This is a genomic window from Plastoroseomonas hellenica (assembly GCF_018129085.1).
GTDB lineage: Bacteria > Pseudomonadota > Alphaproteobacteria > Acetobacterales > Acetobacteraceae > Plastoroseomonas > Plastoroseomonas hellenica.
In genome coordinates this window covers 71,967-91,673 of the sequence record NZ_JAAGBB010000002.1, presented here as the reverse complement: position 1 = coordinate 91,673, position 19,707 = coordinate 71,967, and the positions used below count along the sequence as shown (strand labels likewise).

General features: G+C 69.2%; 16 protein-coding genes. 5 read left to right on the top strand and 11 right to left on the bottom strand.

Annotated features, from left to right (window positions below):
- The first annotated feature begins 23 nt into the window (after positions 1 to 23).
- The 4 genes from GXW71_RS02030 (at position 24) to GXW71_RS02015 (ending at position 6,801) form a co-directional block, all read left to right on the top strand.
- A complete protein-coding gene (locus GXW71_RS02030) occupies positions 24 to 2,369 on the top strand; it encodes a penicillin acylase family protein (protein ID WP_211850721.1) in 2,346 nt (781 codons plus the stop codon).
- 63 nt (positions 2,370 to 2,432) lie between these two features.
- Entirely contained in the window at positions 2,433 to 3,191 is a 759-nt protein-coding gene (locus GXW71_RS02025) for an arginyltransferase (protein WP_211850720.1), read from the top strand.
- Positions 3,192 to 3,610: 419 nt separating this feature from the next.
- Positions 3,611 to 5,545, top strand: a complete 1,935-nt coding sequence (locus GXW71_RS02020) for a M10 family metallopeptidase C-terminal domain-containing protein (RefSeq protein WP_211850719.1) — start codon at positions 3,611 to 3,613, stop codon at positions 5,543 to 5,545.
- A gap of 242 nt (positions 5,546 to 5,787) precedes the next feature.
- Positions 5,788 to 6,801: a Bug family tripartite tricarboxylate transporter substrate binding protein gene (locus tag GXW71_RS02015; RefSeq protein WP_211850718.1), complete on the top strand. Its 1,014-nt coding sequence runs from the start codon at positions 5,788 to 5,790 to the stop codon at positions 6,799 to 6,801.
- 13 nt (positions 6,802 to 6,814) lie between these two features.
- On the opposite strand, the gene parC is transcribed toward GXW71_RS02015, so the two are convergent.
- Positions 6,815 to 9,052 (bottom strand): DNA topoisomerase IV subunit A, encoded by a 2,238-nt coding sequence (gene parC / locus GXW71_RS02010; RefSeq protein ID WP_211850717.1) that lies wholly within the window; start codon positions 9,050 to 9,052, stop codon positions 6,815 to 6,817.
- 132 nt (positions 9,053 to 9,184) lie between these two features.
- Between parC and GXW71_RS02005 the strand changes: the two genes are divergently transcribed.
- Entirely contained in the window at positions 9,185 to 9,586 is a 402-nt protein-coding gene (locus GXW71_RS02005; RefSeq protein ID WP_211850716.1) for a cupin domain-containing protein, read from the top strand.
- On the opposite strand, the gene recO is transcribed toward GXW71_RS02005, so the two are convergent.
- From recO to GXW71_RS01955, 10 genes are all read right to left on the bottom strand, one after another.
- A complete protein-coding gene (gene recO / locus GXW71_RS02000) occupies positions 9,583 to 10,311 on the bottom strand; it encodes a DNA repair protein RecO (RefSeq protein WP_211850715.1) in 729 nt (242 codons plus the stop codon). The genes GXW71_RS02005 and recO overlap by 4 nt on opposite strands.
- A gap of 2 nt (positions 10,312 to 10,313) precedes the next feature.
- Positions 10,314 to 10,601, bottom strand: a complete 288-nt coding sequence (locus GXW71_RS01995; protein ID WP_211850714.1) for a hypothetical protein — start codon at positions 10,599 to 10,601, stop codon at positions 10,314 to 10,316.
- Positions 10,598 to 11,503, bottom strand: coding sequence for a GTPase Era (gene era, locus GXW71_RS01990; RefSeq protein WP_211850713.1), 906 nt, complete (start codon positions 11,501 to 11,503; stop codon positions 10,598 to 10,600). The genes GXW71_RS01995 and era overlap by 4 nt, the downstream gene beginning before the upstream one ends.
- Positions 11,500 to 12,168 (bottom strand): ribonuclease III, encoded by a 669-nt coding sequence (gene rnc, locus GXW71_RS01985; RefSeq protein WP_211850712.1) that lies wholly within the window; start codon positions 12,166 to 12,168, stop codon positions 11,500 to 11,502. The genes era and rnc overlap by 4 nt, the downstream gene beginning before the upstream one ends.
- On the bottom strand, positions 12,165 to 12,905 hold the full coding sequence (gene lepB / locus GXW71_RS01980; RefSeq protein WP_211850711.1) for a signal peptidase I: 741 nt from the start codon (positions 12,903 to 12,905) through the stop codon (positions 12,165 to 12,167). Before lepB ends, rnc begins: the two co-directional genes overlap by 4 nt.
- Before the next feature lie 299 nt (positions 12,906 to 13,204).
- Complete coding sequence (gene acpS, locus GXW71_RS01975) at positions 13,205 to 13,612, bottom strand: holo-ACP synthase (protein ID WP_211850710.1); 408 nt, start codon at positions 13,610 to 13,612, stop codon at positions 13,205 to 13,207.
- An 82-nt stretch (positions 13,613 to 13,694) separates the two neighbouring features.
- Positions 13,695 to 15,968: a RelA/SpoT family protein gene (locus GXW71_RS01970; protein WP_211850867.1), complete on the bottom strand. Its 2,274-nt coding sequence runs from the start codon at positions 15,966 to 15,968 to the stop codon at positions 13,695 to 13,697.
- A 119-nt stretch (positions 15,969 to 16,087) separates the two neighbouring features.
- The gene (rpoZ, locus tag GXW71_RS01965; protein ID WP_211850709.1) at positions 16,088 to 16,480 is read right to left on the bottom strand and encodes a DNA-directed RNA polymerase subunit omega; all 393 of its coding nucleotides are present in this window, start codon (positions 16,478 to 16,480) and stop codon (positions 16,088 to 16,090) included.
- A 230-nt stretch (positions 16,481 to 16,710) separates the two neighbouring features.
- Entirely contained in the window at positions 16,711 to 18,600 is a 1,890-nt protein-coding gene (locus GXW71_RS01960) for a hypothetical protein (RefSeq protein WP_211850708.1), read from the bottom strand.
- 106 nt (positions 18,601 to 18,706) lie between these two features.
- A complete protein-coding gene (locus GXW71_RS01955) occupies positions 18,707 to 19,645 on the bottom strand; it encodes a LysR family transcriptional regulator (protein ID WP_211850707.1) in 939 nt (312 codons plus the stop codon).
- Positions 19,646 to 19,707 lie beyond the last annotated feature (62 nt).

Below are 19,707 nucleotides of genomic sequence, written 5' to 3'. Positions count from 1 at the left end.
CACCCGGCCCCATCTTGCGCGCCATGCGGACGCTGTTCTCCTGGCTCGCGCGGGGCATCCTCGCGCTTGCACTCCTTTTCGTGCTCGCGATCGGCGGAGCGCTGGCGCTGGTCTGGTGGACGCTGCCGCCGGACCGTGCCGAGGCCCGCATCCCGGCGCTGAACCGCCCGGTCGCCATCGCCTTCGACATGCATGGCATCCCGACGATCCGCGCCGCGAACGAGGCCGATGCCTGGCGCGCCGTCGGTTGGCTGCACGCGCGCGACCGGCTGTTCCAGATGGAGATGATGCGCCGCGGTGCCGCCGGCCGCCTGTCCGAGATCGCGGGCAGCGCCACCCTGCGCGTCGACCGCTTCTCCCGCCTGCTCGGCCTCGCGCAACGGGCGGAAGCGGATCTCGCCAGCCTGCCACCCGAGACCCGCGCCGCACTCGATGCCTATGCCGAGGGCGTGAACGCCTGGATCGGCGAGCACGGCCGCTTCAGCGCGCCGGAATTCATCGCCCTCGGCGCGCCGGAGCCCTGGCGCGCTGCCGACAGCCTGCTCTGGGGCAAGGTGATGGGCCTCTGGCTTTCGGGCGACTGGCGCACCGAGTTCGACCGCATGCGCCTTGCCGCCCGGCTGCCGCCGGAGCGCCTTGCCGAGCTCTGGCCATCGGATGGCAGCCCCGGCCGGCCCGACCTGCCGGAGCGCCAGGCCTTGGCCCCGGCGGGCACCGCGGCACTCGATCGCCTCGCCGGCCTGGTCCCCCGCTTCGGGGAGGATGCGCCGCTGCCCGCCACCGCCTCCAACGCCTGGACGGTCACCGCCGCGCATTCGACGACCGGGACGCCTCTGCTCGCCTCCGACCCGCATCTCGGCTTCGGCGCGCCGATCCTCTGGTACCTCGTGCGGATCGAGCTGCCGGGCGGCCGGGTACTGGCCGGCGCCACCGCGCCCGGCGTGCCCTTCGTGGTCATCGGCCGCAGCAGCGACCTGGCCTGGGGCTTCACCACCACCACCTCCGACACCCAGGACCTGGCGCTGGAGCGGGAGGTGCCGGGCGGCTACGCCGCGCCGGGCGGCCCCCGGCCCTTCGCCACCCGCACCGAGACCATCGCCGTGCGCGGCGCCGCCCCGGTCACCTTGACGGTGCGCGAGACCATACATGGCCCAGTGCTGAACGACCTGGATACCCCGCAGCCCGGCGCTCCGCCCGCCCCGCTCATCGCGCTCGCCATGGCGAACCTCGCGCCCCGCGACACCGCCGCCGCCGGGCTGCATGCGCTGAACCGCGCCGCGACCCTGGCCGAGGCGCGGGCGGCCGCGGCGCTCATCACCTCGCCGCCGCAGAACCTCCTGGTCGCGACGCGGCAGGGCGACATCGCCATGTATCTGACCGGCCGCACGCCGGTCCGGCGCTCCGGCGACGGCACCGGGCCCTTCGAAGGCTGGAACCCCGCCCAGGGCTGGTCCGGCTTCGTCCCCTTCGATGCCATGCCGCATGTCGAGAACCCGGCCTCCGGCTGGATCGCCAATGCCAACAGCCGCCCGGCGCCGCCCGGCCATCCGGTCTTCCTCGGCCACGCCTTCCCCGGCGACTGGCGGTTCCGCCGCATCGGCGAGCTGCTGGCGGAGCGGGACCGCCACGGCCCGGCCGATTTCGCCGCCATGCAGGTCGATACCCTGTCGGTGCTGGCCCGCGACCTGATCCCGCATATCGCGGCCCTGCCGCGGCCGGCGGGCGCCGCCGGTGCCGCCCACGACCTGCTCCTCGCCTGGGATGGGCGGATGGGCGCCGACCTGCCGCAGCCGCTGATCTTCAACGCTTTCTTGCGGGAGTTCGGCCGCGCCGTGATGGCGCGCGCCGGCCTGCCGGAGAATGCCCACATCCCATCCCATGAATTCCTCGCCCAGGTGCTGGACGGGCGGCTGGCGCATTGGTGCGGCGGCCGCGGCTGCGGCCCGCTCGGGACCGAAGCGCTGACCCGTGCCGTCAGTGGCCTCGCCGCCACCTACGGCGCCGATCCTGCGTCCTGGCGCTGGGGCATGGCCCATGCCGCCCGCTTCGAGCACCCGCTGCTGCGCTTCATCCCCGCGCTCGCTGCCCTCACCCGGCTGGAGGCGCCCACCGCCGGCGATGGGGAAACCTTGCTGCGCGCCGGTTTCCGCACGGATCAGGGGGATTTCCGCGCCATCCATGGCGCCGGGCTGCGCGCCGTCTTCGACCTTTCCGACCCCGACGATACGCTCGCGGTCATCGCCACCGGCCAGTCCGGCCATCCGATGAGCCGCCATTGGGGCGACCTGTTGCCGGCCTGGCGTGACGGGCTGGTGCTGCGCCTTGATGGGCTGGGCAGCGGCGGTGCTGCGGCCGCGCTGCGGCCATGATGCGGCCGGGATACGGAGGCTGTTGATTTGCGCGCCGCCGCGCCCGAAACTGCCCGACGACCCATGCATCAGCGCCCGACGAAACGTCCGCAGTTCTTCTACACCACCGCCCCGCTTCCCTGCCCCTATCTGGCCGGGCGGACGGAGCGGAAGATTGTGACCGAGCTTTCGGGCGGCGAGGCGGAGACGCTGCATGACCGGCTCTCCCGTGCCGGCTTCCGGCGCAGCCACAACATCGCCTATTCGCCGGTCTGCCCAGGCTGCCAGGCCTGCATCCCGATCCGCATCGTCGCCGACGCCTTCGCCCCGGACCGCACCCAGCGCCGCATCCGCCGCGCCAATGCCGACCTGATCGGCCGCGAGACCCCGGCGCGGGTCACCGCCGAGCAATTCGCCCTGTTCCAGCGCTACCAGCGCATCCGCCACAGCGATGGCGACATGGCTGCAATGGGATTCTACGACTACCGCGCGATGGTCGAGGACACGCCGATCACCACCGGCATGGTGGAGTTCCGCGATGCCGCAGACCGTCTGATCGGGGCCTGCCTGACCGACTGGCTCAGCGATGGCCTGTCCGCCGTCTATTCCTTCTTCGATGTGGGCGAGGACCGTCGCTCGCTCGGCACCTACGCCATCCTTTGGCTGATCGCCCGCGCGCGCGCGCTGGGACTGCCCTATGTCTATCTCGGCTATTGGGTGCCGCAGAGCCGCAAGATGGCTTACAAGGAGCGCTTCCGCCCGAGCGAGATCCTGACCGCCGGTGCCTGGCGGCCACTCGAGGATTCGGATCTGCCGGTGCGCGCGCACGAAGCGGTGCGCTAGGCGATCGCGCCCCAGCCACTTATTTGGCGGCGTGATTCACGCTTTTTGGTGATTTCCCTGCAACCGATCATGCTCCAGCGGAATCGCTCCGCTTCACCAATCCCGCCCTTATGCTGCAGTGGCGTCTTCACCCGATCAGGTGATTCCACCTGATCGGTATCTGCTCCAAGGGCGGGTTTCGACGCCCTGAGCCAGAGCGGCCCGGCATCCCTTCCCCTTCGTTGACGTGATCGGCAGCGGGCTTCCGCAGCCCATCCCTGCCTCGGGCTTGCGCGGTCACGCCCGCCTAAATTCGCCGGCATCATTCCGACTCAAAATTGATATCGAGACATGGATTTACGACTCTTCGAATGTCTTTTACGTTCTCCAAACCATTTTTTGTTTTAATGCGTCAGGTGCGACGAAAGGCGGGCGTAGCCATGACTTCGAACGTCTCCAAATTTCAAATTGATAGTTTTTCCATAGACAATGTCAGTATTCCTTGGCCTGATCACGGGTCGGGATGCCAATGCGGGTGCTTCCGGAGCCAAGCCGACGGCGACAACGCGGCCGGAGGCGAAGAAACCATCCAGTCCGCCAATGCCCCGGCCGGTCCGAGCCTTGCCGTGATCTCTACCGGACGCAGCTTCAACAACGGCATCGACGGCATTCTCTACGGCCAGAAATATGCGACGACCGTCATCACCTTCAGCTTCCCGACCAGCGCAGCAGTATACGGCACCGATTACAGCGAAGCTGTGACTGGCTTCAGGGCCGCATCGGAAAGCCAGGCTGCAGCGACGGATTGGATACTGACCGGTGATTCCGCGCGGAGCGGATTCGTCCAGCGCTACGGATCGATTTCGTCCTTTGCGAATTTGACTTTCGTTGACAATGGCAACGGCGACGCCGTGATTCGCGTGGCCGCCAGTTCCATCCCCAGCACGGCCTTTTCCTATTATCCTTACAATGGCGCCCAGGGCAGCGATGTTTGGTTCGGCAAGCAGTATGATGGGACCTCGGCCGACTACCGGCAGGTGAAGATCGGCAATTACGCCTATCACACCCTCCTCCACGAACTGGGCCACGGCCTGGGGTTGAAGCACGGGCATGAGTCGGGTGGCCCATCCGGCGTCGCGTTACCGGCCGACCTGGACAGCCATGAATTCAGCATCATGACCTACCGGAGCTACCCCGGAAAGGCGATTGGCGGTGTCAGCAACGAGACCTATGGCTTTCCGCAAGGCTACATGATGCTGGATATCGCGGCACTGCAGTTCATGTATGGTGCCAATTACAGCACCAACAGCGGCAATACGACCTACAAATGGTCGCCCATCACCGGCGAGATGTTCATCGACGGTGCCGGACAGGGTGCGCCGGGTGATGGCAATGGTGGCGCCTCGAACCGCGTTTTCCTGACGATCTGGGACGGCGGCGGCAATGACACCTACGACTACTCCAACTACACGACCGCCCTGAACGTCGACCTCAATCCCGGGGGGTGGTCGAAGATCTCGAACACGCAGCTCGCCTATCTCGGCGACGGCCATTACGCGCGCGGCAATGTCTTCAATGCGCTGCTGCATCAGGGCAATACCGCCAGCCTGATCGAAAATGTCGTGGCCGGCACCGCGGACGACATCATCATCGGCAATGTCCTGAACAACAGAATCCAAGGGAATGCCGGCAACGACACCATCGACGGCGGATCCGGCAGGGATACGCTGGTGCTGTTGGGCAATCGCTCCGACTACCGCGAATTCTCGGTCTCCGGCAGCACCTTCACGATCAAGGACAGCGTCGCCTCACGCGACGGGACGGATGTCTTCAGGAATGTCGAAGTTCTGATCTTCCGCGATCAGGATGTCACCGTGCAGGATTTCTTCGGCGTTTCCGCCAGCACGGTTTCTCCTGCCGACGAGGTCATCATATTTCGCTTTTTGAATAAATCGACAGGAACGCATTTCTACACCGCGTCGGCATCCGAGCGTGACAGTATTCAGAAGAACCTTCCCAACTACCAGTTCGAAGGCCCCTCATTCGCCGGCACCAGCGATGCCGGCGGCGATATGAGTATATTCCGCTTCTACAATCGCTCGACCGGGACCCATTTCTACACGGCGAGCGCTGCGGAGGCCAACGATGTCATGAAGAATCTGCCGAATTATCAATATGAGGGTACAGCATACAAGGCTTTCTCGCAGCCGACAGATGGTGACGGGGACGCCCACATGGCCTTGCATCGATTTTACAATACAAGCGCCGGGGTCCATTTCTATACGGCCGACCCGAATGAGAAGGCAAACGTCCAGGAACATCTTCCGAACTTCAAGTATGAGGGCGTTGCCTACTACGTCGACGCGGTGCTGTAGACTTCCCGGCATCGCGATGCGCCGCGCCGGTGGAGGGCCGGCCATGACCGAGGAGCTGGTCCGTTAAGCAATGGCCCAGCACGGCATCGGCAGCGTCGAGGCTCGGCGCCATCGTCATTATTGGACCATGGACAGCACGCGACGCCGTCGGGCATTGTCATGCGCGCTTCGCAAGCAATAACCATCAAGGCGCGAGGCACACCCCAATCCGCGGCGCCAGCCGCGAAACCATAGGTGTGACCATGCCCCTTCCCGCCCTTCGCCCGCAGCAGGCCGCCCTCGGCCATCTCCGCCGCCGCCGTATCGTCGGCGCCTCGCTGGTCGCCATGACCTCCCGCGTCGCTGTTGCCCAGGCGCCCTGGCCGGACCGGCCGGTGCGCATGCTGGTCGGCTTCCCAGCCGGTGGCGCTGGCGACCTGATCGCGCGTGCCATCGCGCCGGCGCTCAGCGCCACCTTCGGGCGGCCCTTCGTGGTCGAGAATCGCCCCGGCGCCGGCGGCGCCATCGCGGCCCAGGCCGTTGCGCAATCGACCGATGGGCATACGCTAGGTGCCGTGCTCGGCGGCCCGACCACGACCGCGCGCGCGCTGAACCCGGCGCTCGCCTACGACCCGACGCGCGATTTCACCGCCATCTCCCAAATCTTCCGCACCGGCTTCGTGATCGCCGTACATCCTGCCCTGCCGGTCACCGACCTCGGCGGCTTCATCGCTCACGCCCGCGCTAATCCGGGCCGCCTCTCCTACGGATCGATCGGCCCCGGCACTGTGACCCATCTCGCGATGGAGGAGCTGAAGGCGCGCCACGGCCTCGACATTGAGCACGTCACCTATCGCGGCTTCGGACAAATGACTCTCGACCTTGCGGCCGGCCGCATCCAGGTCTGCTTCGACACCTTCGCCGAATCCCTCGCCTTCGCGCAGGATGGCCGCATCCGTGCCCTGGCGGTGACGACCGAAGTGCGCAACCGGCTGCTGCCCGATGTGCCGACCGTCGCCGAAGCCGGCGAGCCCGGCGCGGAATGCTTCGGCTGGACCGGCGTCGTGGCGCCGGCCGGCTTCCCGGCCGAGCGCGCGCGGGCGATCGCGGATGCGATCCGCCAGGCGATCGCGGTACCGGAAGGCCGCGCCAATCTCGACATGCAGGGCATCGAATTCGTCGGCAGCACGCCCGAGGAATTTGCGGCGCTGCAGGCCCGCGAGGCCGCGCGCTGGATCGCGGTGATCCAGCGGCTCGGGCTGCGCGCGGCGGGGTAGGTTCCGGCCCCGGTTATCCGGCGAAGCGACGGCTGCGCGGGAAGCGGTCTGGCGGTGCCTTGCCGGCGCCGGCGCGCTGGCCCCGCCAGAGGCGCAGGTCCGTTTCCACCTTCATCCCGTTGCCATGCCGCCAGGAGAGGCCGTCCTTCAGCGTGAAGATCACGGCGTCGACCAGTTCGGCGCCATCCTTCAGCGCCAGAAGCTGCACGCCGCGGCCGCGTGCCATCTCCGGCACTTGCTCCAGCGGGAAGACCAGCAAGCGGTTGTTGCTGCCGGTCACCGCGACATGGTCGCCTTCGACCGGCACACAGAGCGCGCATTCGCGGCCGGCCTCGACGACCAGCACCTGCTTTCCGGTGCGCTTCTCGGCCAGGAACTCCTCGCCCTTGACCACGAAGCCGCGCCCATCGGTCGCCGCGACCAGGTAGCGCGTCCCATCTCGGTGGACGAAGAACGTGACGATGTCGTCCTCGTTCGTCAGGTCGAGCATCAGCCGCACCGGCTGCCCGTCGCCGCGCCCGCGCGGCAGCGCATCCGCCTTCAGCGTGAAGGCGCGCCCATTGGTCGCGATCAGCACCAGGCGGTCCGTGGTCTCCGCATGCACCGCGATCTTGAGCTCGTCGCCTTCCTTGAAACGAAGCTCCGCGTCTTCAGGCAGATGCCCCTTCTGCGCGCGGATCCAGCCCTTCTCCGACAGGATGATGGTGATCGCCTCGCGCTCCACGAAGGCGGTCTCGTCGACCATCACCGCCGGCAGCGCGGCGCCCTGCGCCGTACGCCGTGCGCCCAGCGCGCCGCTGCCGAACTTCTCCCGCGTCGCCGCGATCTCATCCGCGATCGCGCGCCAGCGCTTCGCCTCGGAGCCCATCAGCCCCTGCAGGGACTTCTGCTCCGTGGTCAGCTTCTTGTGCTCCTTCCGGATCTCCATCTCCTCGAGCTTGCGGAGCGAGCGCAGCCGCATGTCGAGGATGGCATTCGCCTGCACCTCGGTGAGCTCGAAGCGTGCCATCAGCGCTTCCTTCGGGCGGTCCTCCTCGCGGATGATGCGGATCACCTCGTCGAGGTTGAGATAGGCGATCAGATAGCCGCCGAGCACTTCCAGCCGCCGCGCGATGGCGGCGAGCCGATGCTCGGTCCGGCGCACCAGCACCACATGCCGGTGGTCGAGCCAGGCGCGCAGCACCTCCGGCAGGTTCATCACCCGGGGCGTGCGCGCCGCGTCCAGCACATTCATGTTGAGGCTGATACGGCTCTCCAGCGCGGTCGCGCGGAACAGGCTCTCCATCAGCACGGGCGCATCGACGTTGCGCGATTTCGGCTCGATCACCACGCGCACCACATCGGTGCTCTCGTCGCGGATGTCGCCGACCAGCGGCAGCTTCTTCTCCTCCATGAGCTGCGCGACCTGCTCGATCAGCCGCGACTTCTGCACTTGATAGGGGATCTCCGTGACGATGACGCGGTAGCTGCCGCCCTTCATCTCCTCCCGCTCCCAGCGCGCGCGCAGGCGGAAGCCGCCACGGCCGGTCGCATAAGCCTCCCGGATGCTCTCGGCAGGCTCGATCAGCACGCCGCCGGTCGGGAAGTCCGGCCCCTTCACCAGCGTCAGCAGCTCATCGACCGTCGCCCCAGGATTCTCGATCAGCAGCAGCGCCGCGTCGCAGAGCTCGCCCGCATTGTGCGGCGGGATGCTGGTCGCCATGCCGACGGCGATGCCGTTCGCGCCGTTCGCGAGCAGGTTCGGGAAGGCGGCCGGCAGCACCACCGGCTCCTTCTCCTCGCCGTCATAGGTGGTGCGGAAATCAACCGCATCCTCCTCAATCCCGGCGAGCAATGCCTCGGCCACCTCGGTGAGCCGTGCCTCGGTGTAGCGCATGGCCGCGGCGCCATCGCCATCGATATTCCCGAAATTGCCCTGGCCTTCGACCAGCGGGTAGCGCGACGCAAATTCCTGCGCGAGCCGCACCATCGCCTCATAGATCGCGGCGTCGCCATGCGGATGGTATTTGCCCATCACATCGCCGACGATACGCGCGCACTTCTTGAAGCCCGAAGCGGGATCGAGCTTGAGCTGGCGCATCGCCCAGAGCAGCCGGCGATGGACAGGCTTCAGCCCGTCCCGCACATCCGGCAGCGAGCGCGCCGTGATGGTGGACATGGCATAGGCGAGATACCGCTCCGACAGCGCGTCGGAGAGCTTGGTCTCGCGGGTCTCGCCGCCATCGGAAAGAGTGGGCAGGTCGTCGGGCATCCGGGGTGATTCGCGCTTCGTTCTCGTCCGGGCGCGGGGATACACCAAGCGCGCGCTGCGCGCCACGTGTTAGCCTGCCGGCAGCACTTCAATCTCCCGGAACCGGGGGCAGGACACGGGGAGCGTCCATCCATGCGTTCGAGACGATTCGTCATCGGCTGCGCCGTCTGCGCCGCCGTCGCCAGCCTCACGGCCACCGAGGCCGCGGCCCAGGCGACATCCGGCGTCACCCGCACGATCCTCCAGCAGACGGAGCTGCCGGGCGGCACCCATGTCGTCATCTTGGTCGCGGCCGAGGTCGCGCCGGGCGCCGAGGTCGCGCGCCACACCCATCCCGGCATCGAATCCGCCTATGTGCTGGAGGGCGAATGCACGGTGCAGGTCGCCGGCAGCCCCGATCGCGTGGTTGGCCCCGGCCAGGGCTTCCAGATCCCTGCCGAGACCGCGCACGGGGTGAAGAACGGCCCGCGCGCGACCAAACTTGCGATCACCTACACCGTCGAGAAGGGAAAGCCCTTGGCGTCACCTGCCTAGACCAGGGTCGCGACGCGGTCCTGCAGCCGCTGCCGCGCTTCCGGCACGGCGCGGTTCTGGGCGTGGAAGACGTCGCGTTCCAGGAAATGCGCGGTCAGGCGCAGCCCGGCATGCCAGTCGGCGGGCATCGCCAGCACGGCATCGTCGCGCAGGAACCTCGGCAGCGGCAGCAGCCGGTCGGCCCAGGGCGCGCCGGCCTCCGCACTGACCGCACGGCCCGATTTTGGGGAGACATAGGCGAGCCCTTCCGTCGCCCCGCTCGCCGCGCAGGAGGAGAGGTCGAGCCCGAAGCCGAGCTCGGCCAGCAGCAGCGCCTCCCACCGCACATAATCCGGCATGGCGGCCTCCGGCCCCCGCACCAGCAGCGAGATCACCCGCACCAGCCCTTCGAACAGCACCGGATGCGGGGCGCGCTCCGGCAGCGCCGCTTCGGCCACCGCGCAGGCGGAGGAGAGCAGCGCCAGCGCCAGAGGATCCTCCATCGCCAACGCCGCCGCGGGATGCACCATCTCGCCCGACAGCGTGCCGAGTTGCTCCGCCAGGCGCCCGACCCAGCGCGCCTCGATCATGTTCCCCGCCATCCAGAGCGCTGCCTGCCCGCGCGAGGCGCCGCCCCGCGCCAGCCCGGCGTGGCGCCCGTGCTCGCGGGTGATGACGTTCACCACCGCGCCGCCTTCCCCGTAGGGCCGGGCGGAGAGGATGATGGCCGGCGCGCTCCACTCCACGCTCAGGCCTTCCGCCACCATGCGACGGCAGACAGGATCAGCGCCAGCAGCAGCGCCACCAGGATGATGGGTGCGCCGATGATCCCGATGCCGATGTCGCTGTACCAGTCACAGCGGCTGAGGATGTTGCAATGCTCCGGCGTCAGCAGCATCGCCGCGACCCAGACGCAGGCCAGCGCCGCCAGCACGGCCCAAGCCTTGATCCAGGCCGGGCGCGCGGGGTGCTGCGTAGTGTGCGCCCGATTCAGACCTCCGCGCCCTTCGGCGCTCCGGCCATCGGGCTCGGTCACCCCTCGTCCTCCAGCCCGATCGCGCGGATCCGCGCCCGCTCCTCGTCCCAGCCGGTGCGTTCCTTCACATTGAGGAACAGGTGCACCGGCCGTTCCAGCAGCGCAACCAGCTCGGCCCGCGCGCGGCGGCCGATCTCCTTCACCCGGCTGCCCTTGTCGCCGATGATGATCGCCTTCTGCGTGGCCCGCCCGACATAGATCGTGCAATCGACCCGCACGCTGCCGTCGTCCCGCTCCTGCCAGCTCTCGGTCTCGACCGTCGCGTGGTGCGGCACTTCCTCATGCGTCTGGCGCAGGATCTGCTCGCGCACGATCTCGGCGGCCAGCATGCGGTTCGGCAGGTCGGAGAGCTCGTCCTCCGGGAACAGCCAGGGGCCTTCCGGCACCACCGCCGCCATGTCGTCGAGCAGCCGATCGAGGCCGCGGGACTTCTCGGCCGAGATCATGAAGGTGCGCTCGAAATTGAGCGCCGCGTTCAGCTTCTCCGCCAGCGGCAACAGCGCCGGCGGGTCGATCAGGTCGGTCTTGTTCAGCGCCAGCCAGACCCGGTGCTTTTGCTTCGCCAGCCCCTCCAGGATTGCCTCCAGCCGCTCGGTGATGCCGGTCTTGGCGTCGACCAGCAGCAAGGTCACGTCGGCGTCCTTGGCCCCGCCCCAAGCGGCCGCGACCATGGCGCGGTCGAGCCGCCGGCGCGGCTGGAAGATGCCCGGCGTGTCCACCAGGATGAGCTGCGCCCGATCCCGCATCACCACGGCGCGGATGCGGAAGCGCGTGGTCTGCGGCTTGGGCGACACGATCGTCACCTTCGTCCCGGCCAGCGCGTTCACCAATGTCGACTTGCCGGCATTGGGCGCGCCGACGATGGCGATCAGCCCGCAGCGCGTCCGCTGTTCGTCGCTCATGCCGGTACCTCCGCCAGCCAGGCTTCGGCTGCCGCCTGCTCCGCCTCCCGCTTCGAACTGCCGAGGCCTTCCGCGCTGCGGCCTTCCGCGGTCACCCGCACGACAAACAGCGGCGCATGCGCCGGTCCCGCCGCGGACACCAGCGTGTAGTCCGGCAGCCCCTTGGCCCGGCCGAGCGTCCATTCCTGCAGCCGGTTCTTGGCCGAGACCGGCGGCTTCAGCGCGGCTTCCAGATGCGCGCCGAACACCCGCTTCACGACACCGCGCGCCGCGTCCAGCCCGGCATCCAGATAGACGGCGCCGAGCAGCGCCTCCATCGCATCGGCCAGCACGCTGGCGCGGTCCAGCAGCCCGGCGCGCCCCTCGGAAGGTGGCACGCGGAGCGCACCGCGCAGCCCGATCTCCTCGGCGACCCGGGCCAGCATCTCCCAGGCGACGAGCTGCGACAGGCGCCGCGTCAGCGCGCCTTCCCGCTCCTCCGGGAAGCGTTCGGCCAGCCATTCGGCCATGACCAGGCCGAGCACCCGGTCGCCCAGGAACTCCAGCCGCTCATTCGAATCGAGCTGCGCCCGGCGCGGATCGGCGGCCGAGCGATGGGTCAGCGCCTGCTCCAGCAGCGCCGGCTGCGCGAATTGATGCCCGATCCGGACCTCGAGCGGCGTCATCGGACGGGCGTGAAAAGCCGGCCCCAGCGGATGGCGAAGGGCCAGTTCCACACCTCCCAGATGGAGGTCGAGCCGTCGACCGAGAACCAGATGAACTCCGCCCGGCCGACCAGGTTCTCGACCGGGATGAAGCCCACCGCGCTCTGCGCCCGGCTGTCCAGGCTGTTGTCGCGATTGTCGCCCATAGCGAAGACATGCCCCGCCGGCACCACGAATTCCGGCGTGTTGTCGAAGGGCATGTCGTCCGACGTCTCGAGGATCTGGTGCGGCTGCTGCCCGGCGCCCGGGAAGGTCTCGCGGTACCAGCGCACCGTCATGCGCGGCCCATCGCCTTCGATCGTATAGGGGCCGAGCGGCTCGCGCCGCGCCGCCACGCCGTTCACGTAGAGGATGCCCTGGCGCACCTGGATGCGGTCGCCGGGCAGGCCGACGATGCGCTTGATGTAGTCGGTGGTGCCGTCGCGCGGCAGCTTGAACACCGCGACGTCGCCGCGGTCCGGCAACCGCCCGAAGATGCGGCCGGAGAAGATGTTGGGGCTGAACGGTATCGAATGCCGCGAATAGCCGTAGCTGTACTTGGAGACGAAGAGATAGTCGCCGACCAGCAGCGTCGGGATCATCGAGCCGGAGGGGATGTTGAACGGTTCGAAGGCGATGGTGCGCACGCCGATCGCGATGAGGCCGGCATAGAGCACCGTCTTGATGCTCTCGCCCCAGCCGCCCGATTTCTTCGCCATGGAAGAGGATTTCGCCCGCATGAGTGATTCGCCCGTGTTTCAGCCGCGCTGCGCGGGCTAGGAGCCTGTCTGGGAATGGCCGCGGGTCGGCCTGCCGGGTCTTTTCCGCCCCTGCCGCACCGGCCGCCTCGCCGATGCCACCAGCATCGGCTGCGTCGACCGGCACGACATGCGCGAAAAATCCCTCGCCAGTCCTCCTCGCGCCATTCCCAGACAGGCTCCTGGATGCCAGCCGCGGCCACGGTCTGGCGGAGGGAAGCCCTGCCAAGCCCGCGATGTCAAGGAATGGCGGCCCATTCTTACGGCAGCTTCACGGCGGTGATCACCACCATCGCCTGGGCGTAAGGATATTCGTCGGTCATGGTCAGCGCCACCTGGGCCGCGTGCCCCGGCGGCGTGATCGCGGCCAGCCGCGCCGCCGCGCCGCCGGTCATGCGCATCGCCGGCGCCCCGGAGGAAAGGTTCACCACGCCGAGGTCGCGCCAGAACACCCCGGCACGGAAGCCGGTGCCAAGCGCCTTGGATGCCGCTTCCTTCGCCGCGAAGCGCTTCGCGTAGGTCGCGACCCGGATGCGCTCCGTCCGCTTCGCCGCCTTCGCGCGTTCGAGCGGCGTGAAGATGCGTTCGAGAAAGCGGTCGCCATGCTTCCCGATGACGCGTTCGATGCGGCGGATATCCACCATGTCGCTGCCGAGGCCGATGATCATGGCGTATTTTGGCCGGGCCGATTCACGCTCCGCTCCTCATTCCGCTGCGCTGCATTCCGGGGCTCCGCGATCGGACCGGCGATCAGCTCCGCGCCCGTTCCACCCCGGTGACGCCGGGGCAGGCGCGCAGTGCGGCGATGATGGTCCCGAGATGCTTCAGGTCGCGCACCTCCACATCCACCAGCAGCTCGCAGTATTCGGCGGCCCGATTGGTGATCTTGAGGCTGGTGACCGCGCCTTCCTGCTTGGCGATCGCGGTGGTGACGCCGGCCAGCGCGTTGGAGCCGGTGCTGCCTTCGGTCACCACCTCGATGCGGCCGACATGCACGCCGCGCGGCGCGGCGTCGTATTCCCAGTCGACGTCGATGAAACGCTCCGGCGTCGCCGAGAAGCTCTCCAGCGAATGGCAGTCGTTCTTGTGGATGGTGACGCCACGCCCGGTGGTCACGATGCCGACGATGCGGTCGCCCGGCAGCGGATGGCAGCAGCCGGCGAAATGCACCGCCATGCCGGCGACCAGCCCGCTGATGCCCATCGCCGAATCCCGGCGCGCCGAGCTCGACTTCTCCCCCTTGCCCGGCTGCATCAGCGCCGGCCCGGCGCCGAGCCGCCCGCGCGGCCGCGCCAGCGGCAGCGTGTCGACGGCGCGCGGCGGGCCCTTCAGCTCCGGCACCGCGGCGTGCACCACCTCGCGCGCCGAGAGGTTGCCGGCACCGACCGCGACGCAGAGCGTCGCGAAATCCGGCTGCTTCAGCGCCTTCACCGCCGGCTCGATCAGCTTCTCGGAATAGTCGAGCCCTTCCGCCCGCACCGCCTTGGCGATCGCGGCCCGTCCGGCGTCCTGGTGCTCGCTGCGCTGCTGGGCATGGACGAAGCGGCGGATCCGCGCCCGCGCCTTGCCGGTCGCGACAAAGCGTTCCCACTGCGGATTGGGGGTACCACCACGCGCCGTGATGATCTCGATCTGGTCGCCATTCTCGAGCTGGTGGCGCAGCGGCACGATCTTGCCGTTCACCTTGGCGCCGACGCAGGCGTCGCCCACCTGGCTGTGCACCTGATAGGCGAAGTCGACCGGCGTCGCGCCGCGCGGCAGCTCGATCAGGTCGCCCTTCGGCGTGAAGCAGAAGACCTGGTCGCGATGCAGCTCCAGCTTGGTGTGGTCCAGGAAGTCCTGCGGATCGTTCGCGGCATCCAGGATCTCCAGCAGGTCGCGCACCCAGGTGAAGCGCTTCCGGTCCTTCGCGGCGGTATCGCCCTGCTTGTAGATCCAGTGCGCCGCGACGCCGAATTCCGCGACCTCATGCATCTCGCGGGTGCGGATCTGCACCTCGATCTTGGCATTGCGCCGCTCCGGCACCGTCACGCCGGTGTGCAGGCTCTGGTAGCCGTTGGTCTTCGGCGTCGAGATGTAGTCCTTGAAGCGCCCGGGCACCACGCGATAGGCGGAATGGATCGCGCCCAGCGCCGCATAGCAATCCGCCTTGTCGGCGACGATCACGCGGAAGGCCATGATGTCCGAGAGCTGCTCGAACGCCACGTTCTTCTTCTGCATCTTGAGCCAGATGGAATAGGGCGACTTCTCGCGCCCGATCACGTCCAGCACGGTGACGCCGGCATCGCCCAGCACGCGCTTCACATCGGCCTCGATCGCCTCGATCAGGTCGGCGCCCTGGCCGCGCAGGAAGGTCAGGCGCGCCGCGATCGTCGCCCAGGCGTCGGCGTCGATCTCGCGGAAGGCGAGGGTCTCGATCTCGGTCTTCAGCGCATCCATGCCGATGCGCTCGGCCAGCGGCGCGTAGATCTCGAGCGTCTCGCGCGCCGTCTTGCGCCGCTTCTCCGGCTTCGGCACCGCGGCCAGCGTGCGCATGTTGTGCAGCCGGTCCGCGAGCTTCACCAGCAGCACGCGGATATCCTCGCTCATCGCGAGGACCAGCTTGCGGAGATTCTCGGCCTGCTTGGTGCGCTCCGACTGCAGCTCCAGCCGGGTCAGCTTGGTCACGCCGTCGACGAGGCGCGCGACTTCGCGGCCGAACTTCTTCTCGATCTCGGGCAGGCCGATCGGCGTGTCCTCGACCACGTCGTGCAGCAGGGCGGTGATGATGCTGCCCTGATCCAGCCGATAGCCGGCCAGGATCTCGGCCACCGCCAGCGGGTGGACGATATAGGGCTCGCCATTCTCGCGCTTCTGGGGGGCGTGGGCCTTCTCGGCCAGCGCATAGGCCGCTTCGATCAGCGGCAGGTCGGCGCGCGGGTCATAGGCGCCGACGATCCGGGCCAGGGCGACGCCCGGGGACGGCACCGTCCCCGCCGCCAGGCCTTCGGGCGCGCGGGCGGGCGGAGGCGATCCACCGGCCATCGCGTCACCCGTCCTCAAGGCTTCTCCTCACCGGCCCGCATCGCGGGCCATGCCTGAGTTGGTCGAGCGGCCGATTCAAACCTGCGGGCCAATCGGCCCTCCGGTCATCGGACGCTCGGTTACCGCTTGCCGCCGAGCTCGGCCGCGATCGCCGCCTCGATGTCGTCGGGGGACAGGTCCTCGGCGCTCGCCTCGGGAAGCTGCTCCTCGTTCACATCCATGACGCCGAAGATATTCTCGTCGGTCGCGATGAGGTCGAGCACCTCCTCCTCGGCCGGCTCCGGCTCCGGGGCCCGCTGCAGCGACTTGATCAGGTCGGCCTCCAGCGGGGCCAACTCGATCGTCTCGTCGGCGATCTCGCGCAGCGCGATGACGGGATTCTTGTCATCATCCCGCTCCAGCGTCGGCTCCTCGCCGCGGCTGATGTTGCGGGCGCGTTGCGCCGCCAGCAGAACGAGGTCGAACCGGTTGGGGACCTTGACGATGCAGTCTTCGACCGTGACGCGTGCCATGGAGGCTCCGGAATGCAATGGGTGGGCGGGTGCCGCCGAACCCTCCAGATAGCCACCGGAAACCTATAGTGCAACCCTCAGACGCCGGGCGGGCGGCATCCGCCGCCCTTGGCTTCGCGCATCCAGGGCGGTTCCGGCGCAAACGGTCCGTCGCGCGCGGGGCGCGCCGTGCGCGCCCGGGTTCCCTTCACGCGATTGAGGACCGGTTGTCATTTCGGTCCCCGGGTCGTTTAGCGGGGCATCGCCCTTTCCAACATGAGTTCGAAACGACCGCCGGTGCTGTCGCCGAAGACGCTGGCGCGGATGAAGAGGGGCCGCTTGCGTTCGGCCTCGATGAGGAGGCGGGAGGCGAGGCCGCCGCCGCCATCGTCATCCTCGACCAGCACCGCACCGGTCTCGTCCAGCAGCGCCAGGACCGTGTCGGTATTGTCCTGGAGGTTGCGGGTCAAGGCCGCGATCGCACCCTCCGGCACCCGGAAGAAGGCCTGTTGGCCACGCCGCAGCCGGATCGCCACCGGCTCGCCCAGCCCCAGCACCGGCGCCGCGGCCGCGGCGGCGAGCGAGGTGGGGAAGGCGGTGCCGCCGCCGGCCTGCGGCGCATCGCCCTCCAGCACCAGCTCGAAGCCGCCCGCGCCGCCATCCAGCGTGCCGGCACGCAGGATCAGCGGCCGCCGCTCGCCGGCCGTGATCTCGATGCGGGAAGCGAGGCCGCCGCCGCCATCGTCATCCTCGGCGACCACATTGCCCTGCGCGTCCAGCACCGCCAGCACCGTGTCCGTGTTGCGCACCAGCGCCCGGGTCAGCGCGATCAGATCGCCATCCGGCAGGCGGAAATAGGCGGATTGCCCGGCGGTGAGCCGGATCGGCACCTGCTGCCCGACGGCCAGCGGGGGCGCGGCATTGGCCGCCTCGACGCTGGTCGGGAAATTGGGCGGTGGCGGCGCGACGAAGGCTTCCAGCGCCAGGTCGAAGCTGCCGCCCTCGTTGCCGAGCAGCGCGGCGCGCAGGAACAGCGGCTGCCGGTGGCTCGCCGAGATCTCGACCCGGGACGCCAATTGCTCATCGCCGCCGTCATCATCCTGCGACAGCATCCGGCCGCTGCCATCGACCAGGGCCAGGACGGTATCGGCGCCCTGGCTCAGGCCGCGGGTCAGGGCGACCAGGTCGCGCTCCCCCTCCGGCAGGCGGAAATAGGCGGCCTGCCTTGGCCGCAGGGTCAGCCGCGTCGTCTGGCCGACCGAGAGCGCCGGCCGCGTCGCCGCCTCGACCAGGGTGGTCGGGAAATCGGCCGGCGGCGCCGGCGGCGCGGCCTGCACCATCAGCTCGAACTGGCCGGCGCCATTGCCGAGGATGCCCGCCCGCAGGAACAACGGCCGCCGCTGGGAGGCAGCGACCTCGACCAGCGACGCGAGCCCTTCCCCGCCATCGTCATCCTCCACCAGCACGCGCCCGGCGCCGTCGAGCAGCGCGAGGACGGTGTCGGTGTTGCGGGCGAGGTTCTGGGTGAAAGCGAGCAGGTCGCCTTCCGGCAGGCGAAAGAAGGCCTGCTGGTTGCGCCGCAGCCGGATCGGGATCGCCTGGCCGGTGGCGACCGGTGTCTGGTTTGCCGCCGCCTGCCCCAGCGTCATCGCGAAATTCTGCGGCGGCGCCGGCGCGGCGCGGGTCAGCAGCACCTCGAAACTGCCGCCGCCATCGCCCAGGATGCCCGCCCGGACCAGCGCAGCGCGGTCGCCGGCCGCGATCTCGACGCGGGAAGCGAGCTGCTCGTCCCCGCCATCGTCATCCTCGGTGATGCTGCGGCCGTTCCCGTCCAGCACCTGGAGCACTGTGTCGGTGCCGCGGCCGAGCCGGCGGGTGATGACCACCACATCCCCCCCGGCCTCCGGGGCGATGCGGAAGAAGGCCGACTGGCGCGGACGGAGTTGCACCGCGACCGGCTGGTCCGGCTGTAGCGGCGGGAAGTTCGCGGCATCCTGCGGCCGCACCGCGAAGGGGGCCGCACCGCCCTGGATGCCGGCCGCCGGTCCCTGCTGCGCCATCGCCGGCGGCGCTGCCGGCAAGAAAACGAGCGAGGCCAGGATCGGCAGCGCGACGAGTCGCGCCTTCGGATAGCGGGGCATTGGCGGTTCCCTGGTGCTTCGGGCGGCGAAGCAAGCAGGAACCGGCGCATGAATCAATCGTGCCGCGACCACAATGGCCGGTCACGTTTCATTGGCCAGCCAATCCTCAACCGACACGTCCGTGTTCCGCCAGGTAATCCAGCACCACCCGGATGCGCGCCGGCAGCGGGCCGCCCTGGCCGAGATGGACGGCGTGGAAGGGCTCCCGGTCGCCCGGGTTGTAGGCCTCCAGCACCGGCACCAGCCGCCCGGCTGCCAGGTCCCAGCGCAGCGTGAACAGCGACAGGCGCGCCAGCCCGACCCCGGCCAGCGCGAGTTGCTGCAGGCCGTGCCCATCGCTGGACCGTACCCGCTGCCCGGCCGGCAGCAGCCCCGCCTCGCCCACCAGGGGCCAGCCCTCCAGCGCCCGCGCATAGCCGAAGCCGAGCCGGACATGGCGCGCGAGATCGGCCGGTTTTTCCGGCATGCCGTGGCGCGCGAGGTAGGCGGGCGAGGCGACGATCATCTGCGGTGTCTCGCCGAGCCGCCGTGCCACCAGGGCCGAGCTCTTCATCGGCCCGCCGCGGATCGCGATGTCGGCCCGCTCGGCCAGCAGATCGACCACCCGGTCGGTCTGTACGATGTCGAAGGTGATGCCGGGCCAGGCCGCCATCAGCTCCGGCAGCAGCGGTCCCAGCACATGGATGGCGTAGGAGGCGCTGGTGTTGATCCGGACCGGTCCGGCCGGCCGCACACCGGCGCCGGCCGCCCGCTCCGCCTCCTCGAGGTCCGCCAGCACCCGGATCGCCCGTTCGTGGAAGGCAGCGCCCTCGGCAGTGAGTTGCAGGCGCCGGGTCGAGCGGTTGACCAGACGGGCGCCGAGCCGCGCCTCCAGTCGCGCCACCAGCCGGCTGACCGCGGAGGGCGTCATGCCCGCATCCCGCGCGGCGGCGGAGAAGCCGCCCGCCTCCACCACCCGGACGAAGACCTCCATCTCCCCGGAGCGATTGAGCCTGGTCGATGGCGCGTCCGATTCAGACCTCCGGGCATTCGGCCCTCCGGTCATCGGACGCCTGGTCGATGGCGCCTCCGATTCAGACCTCCGGGCCATTCGGCCCTCCGGTCAGA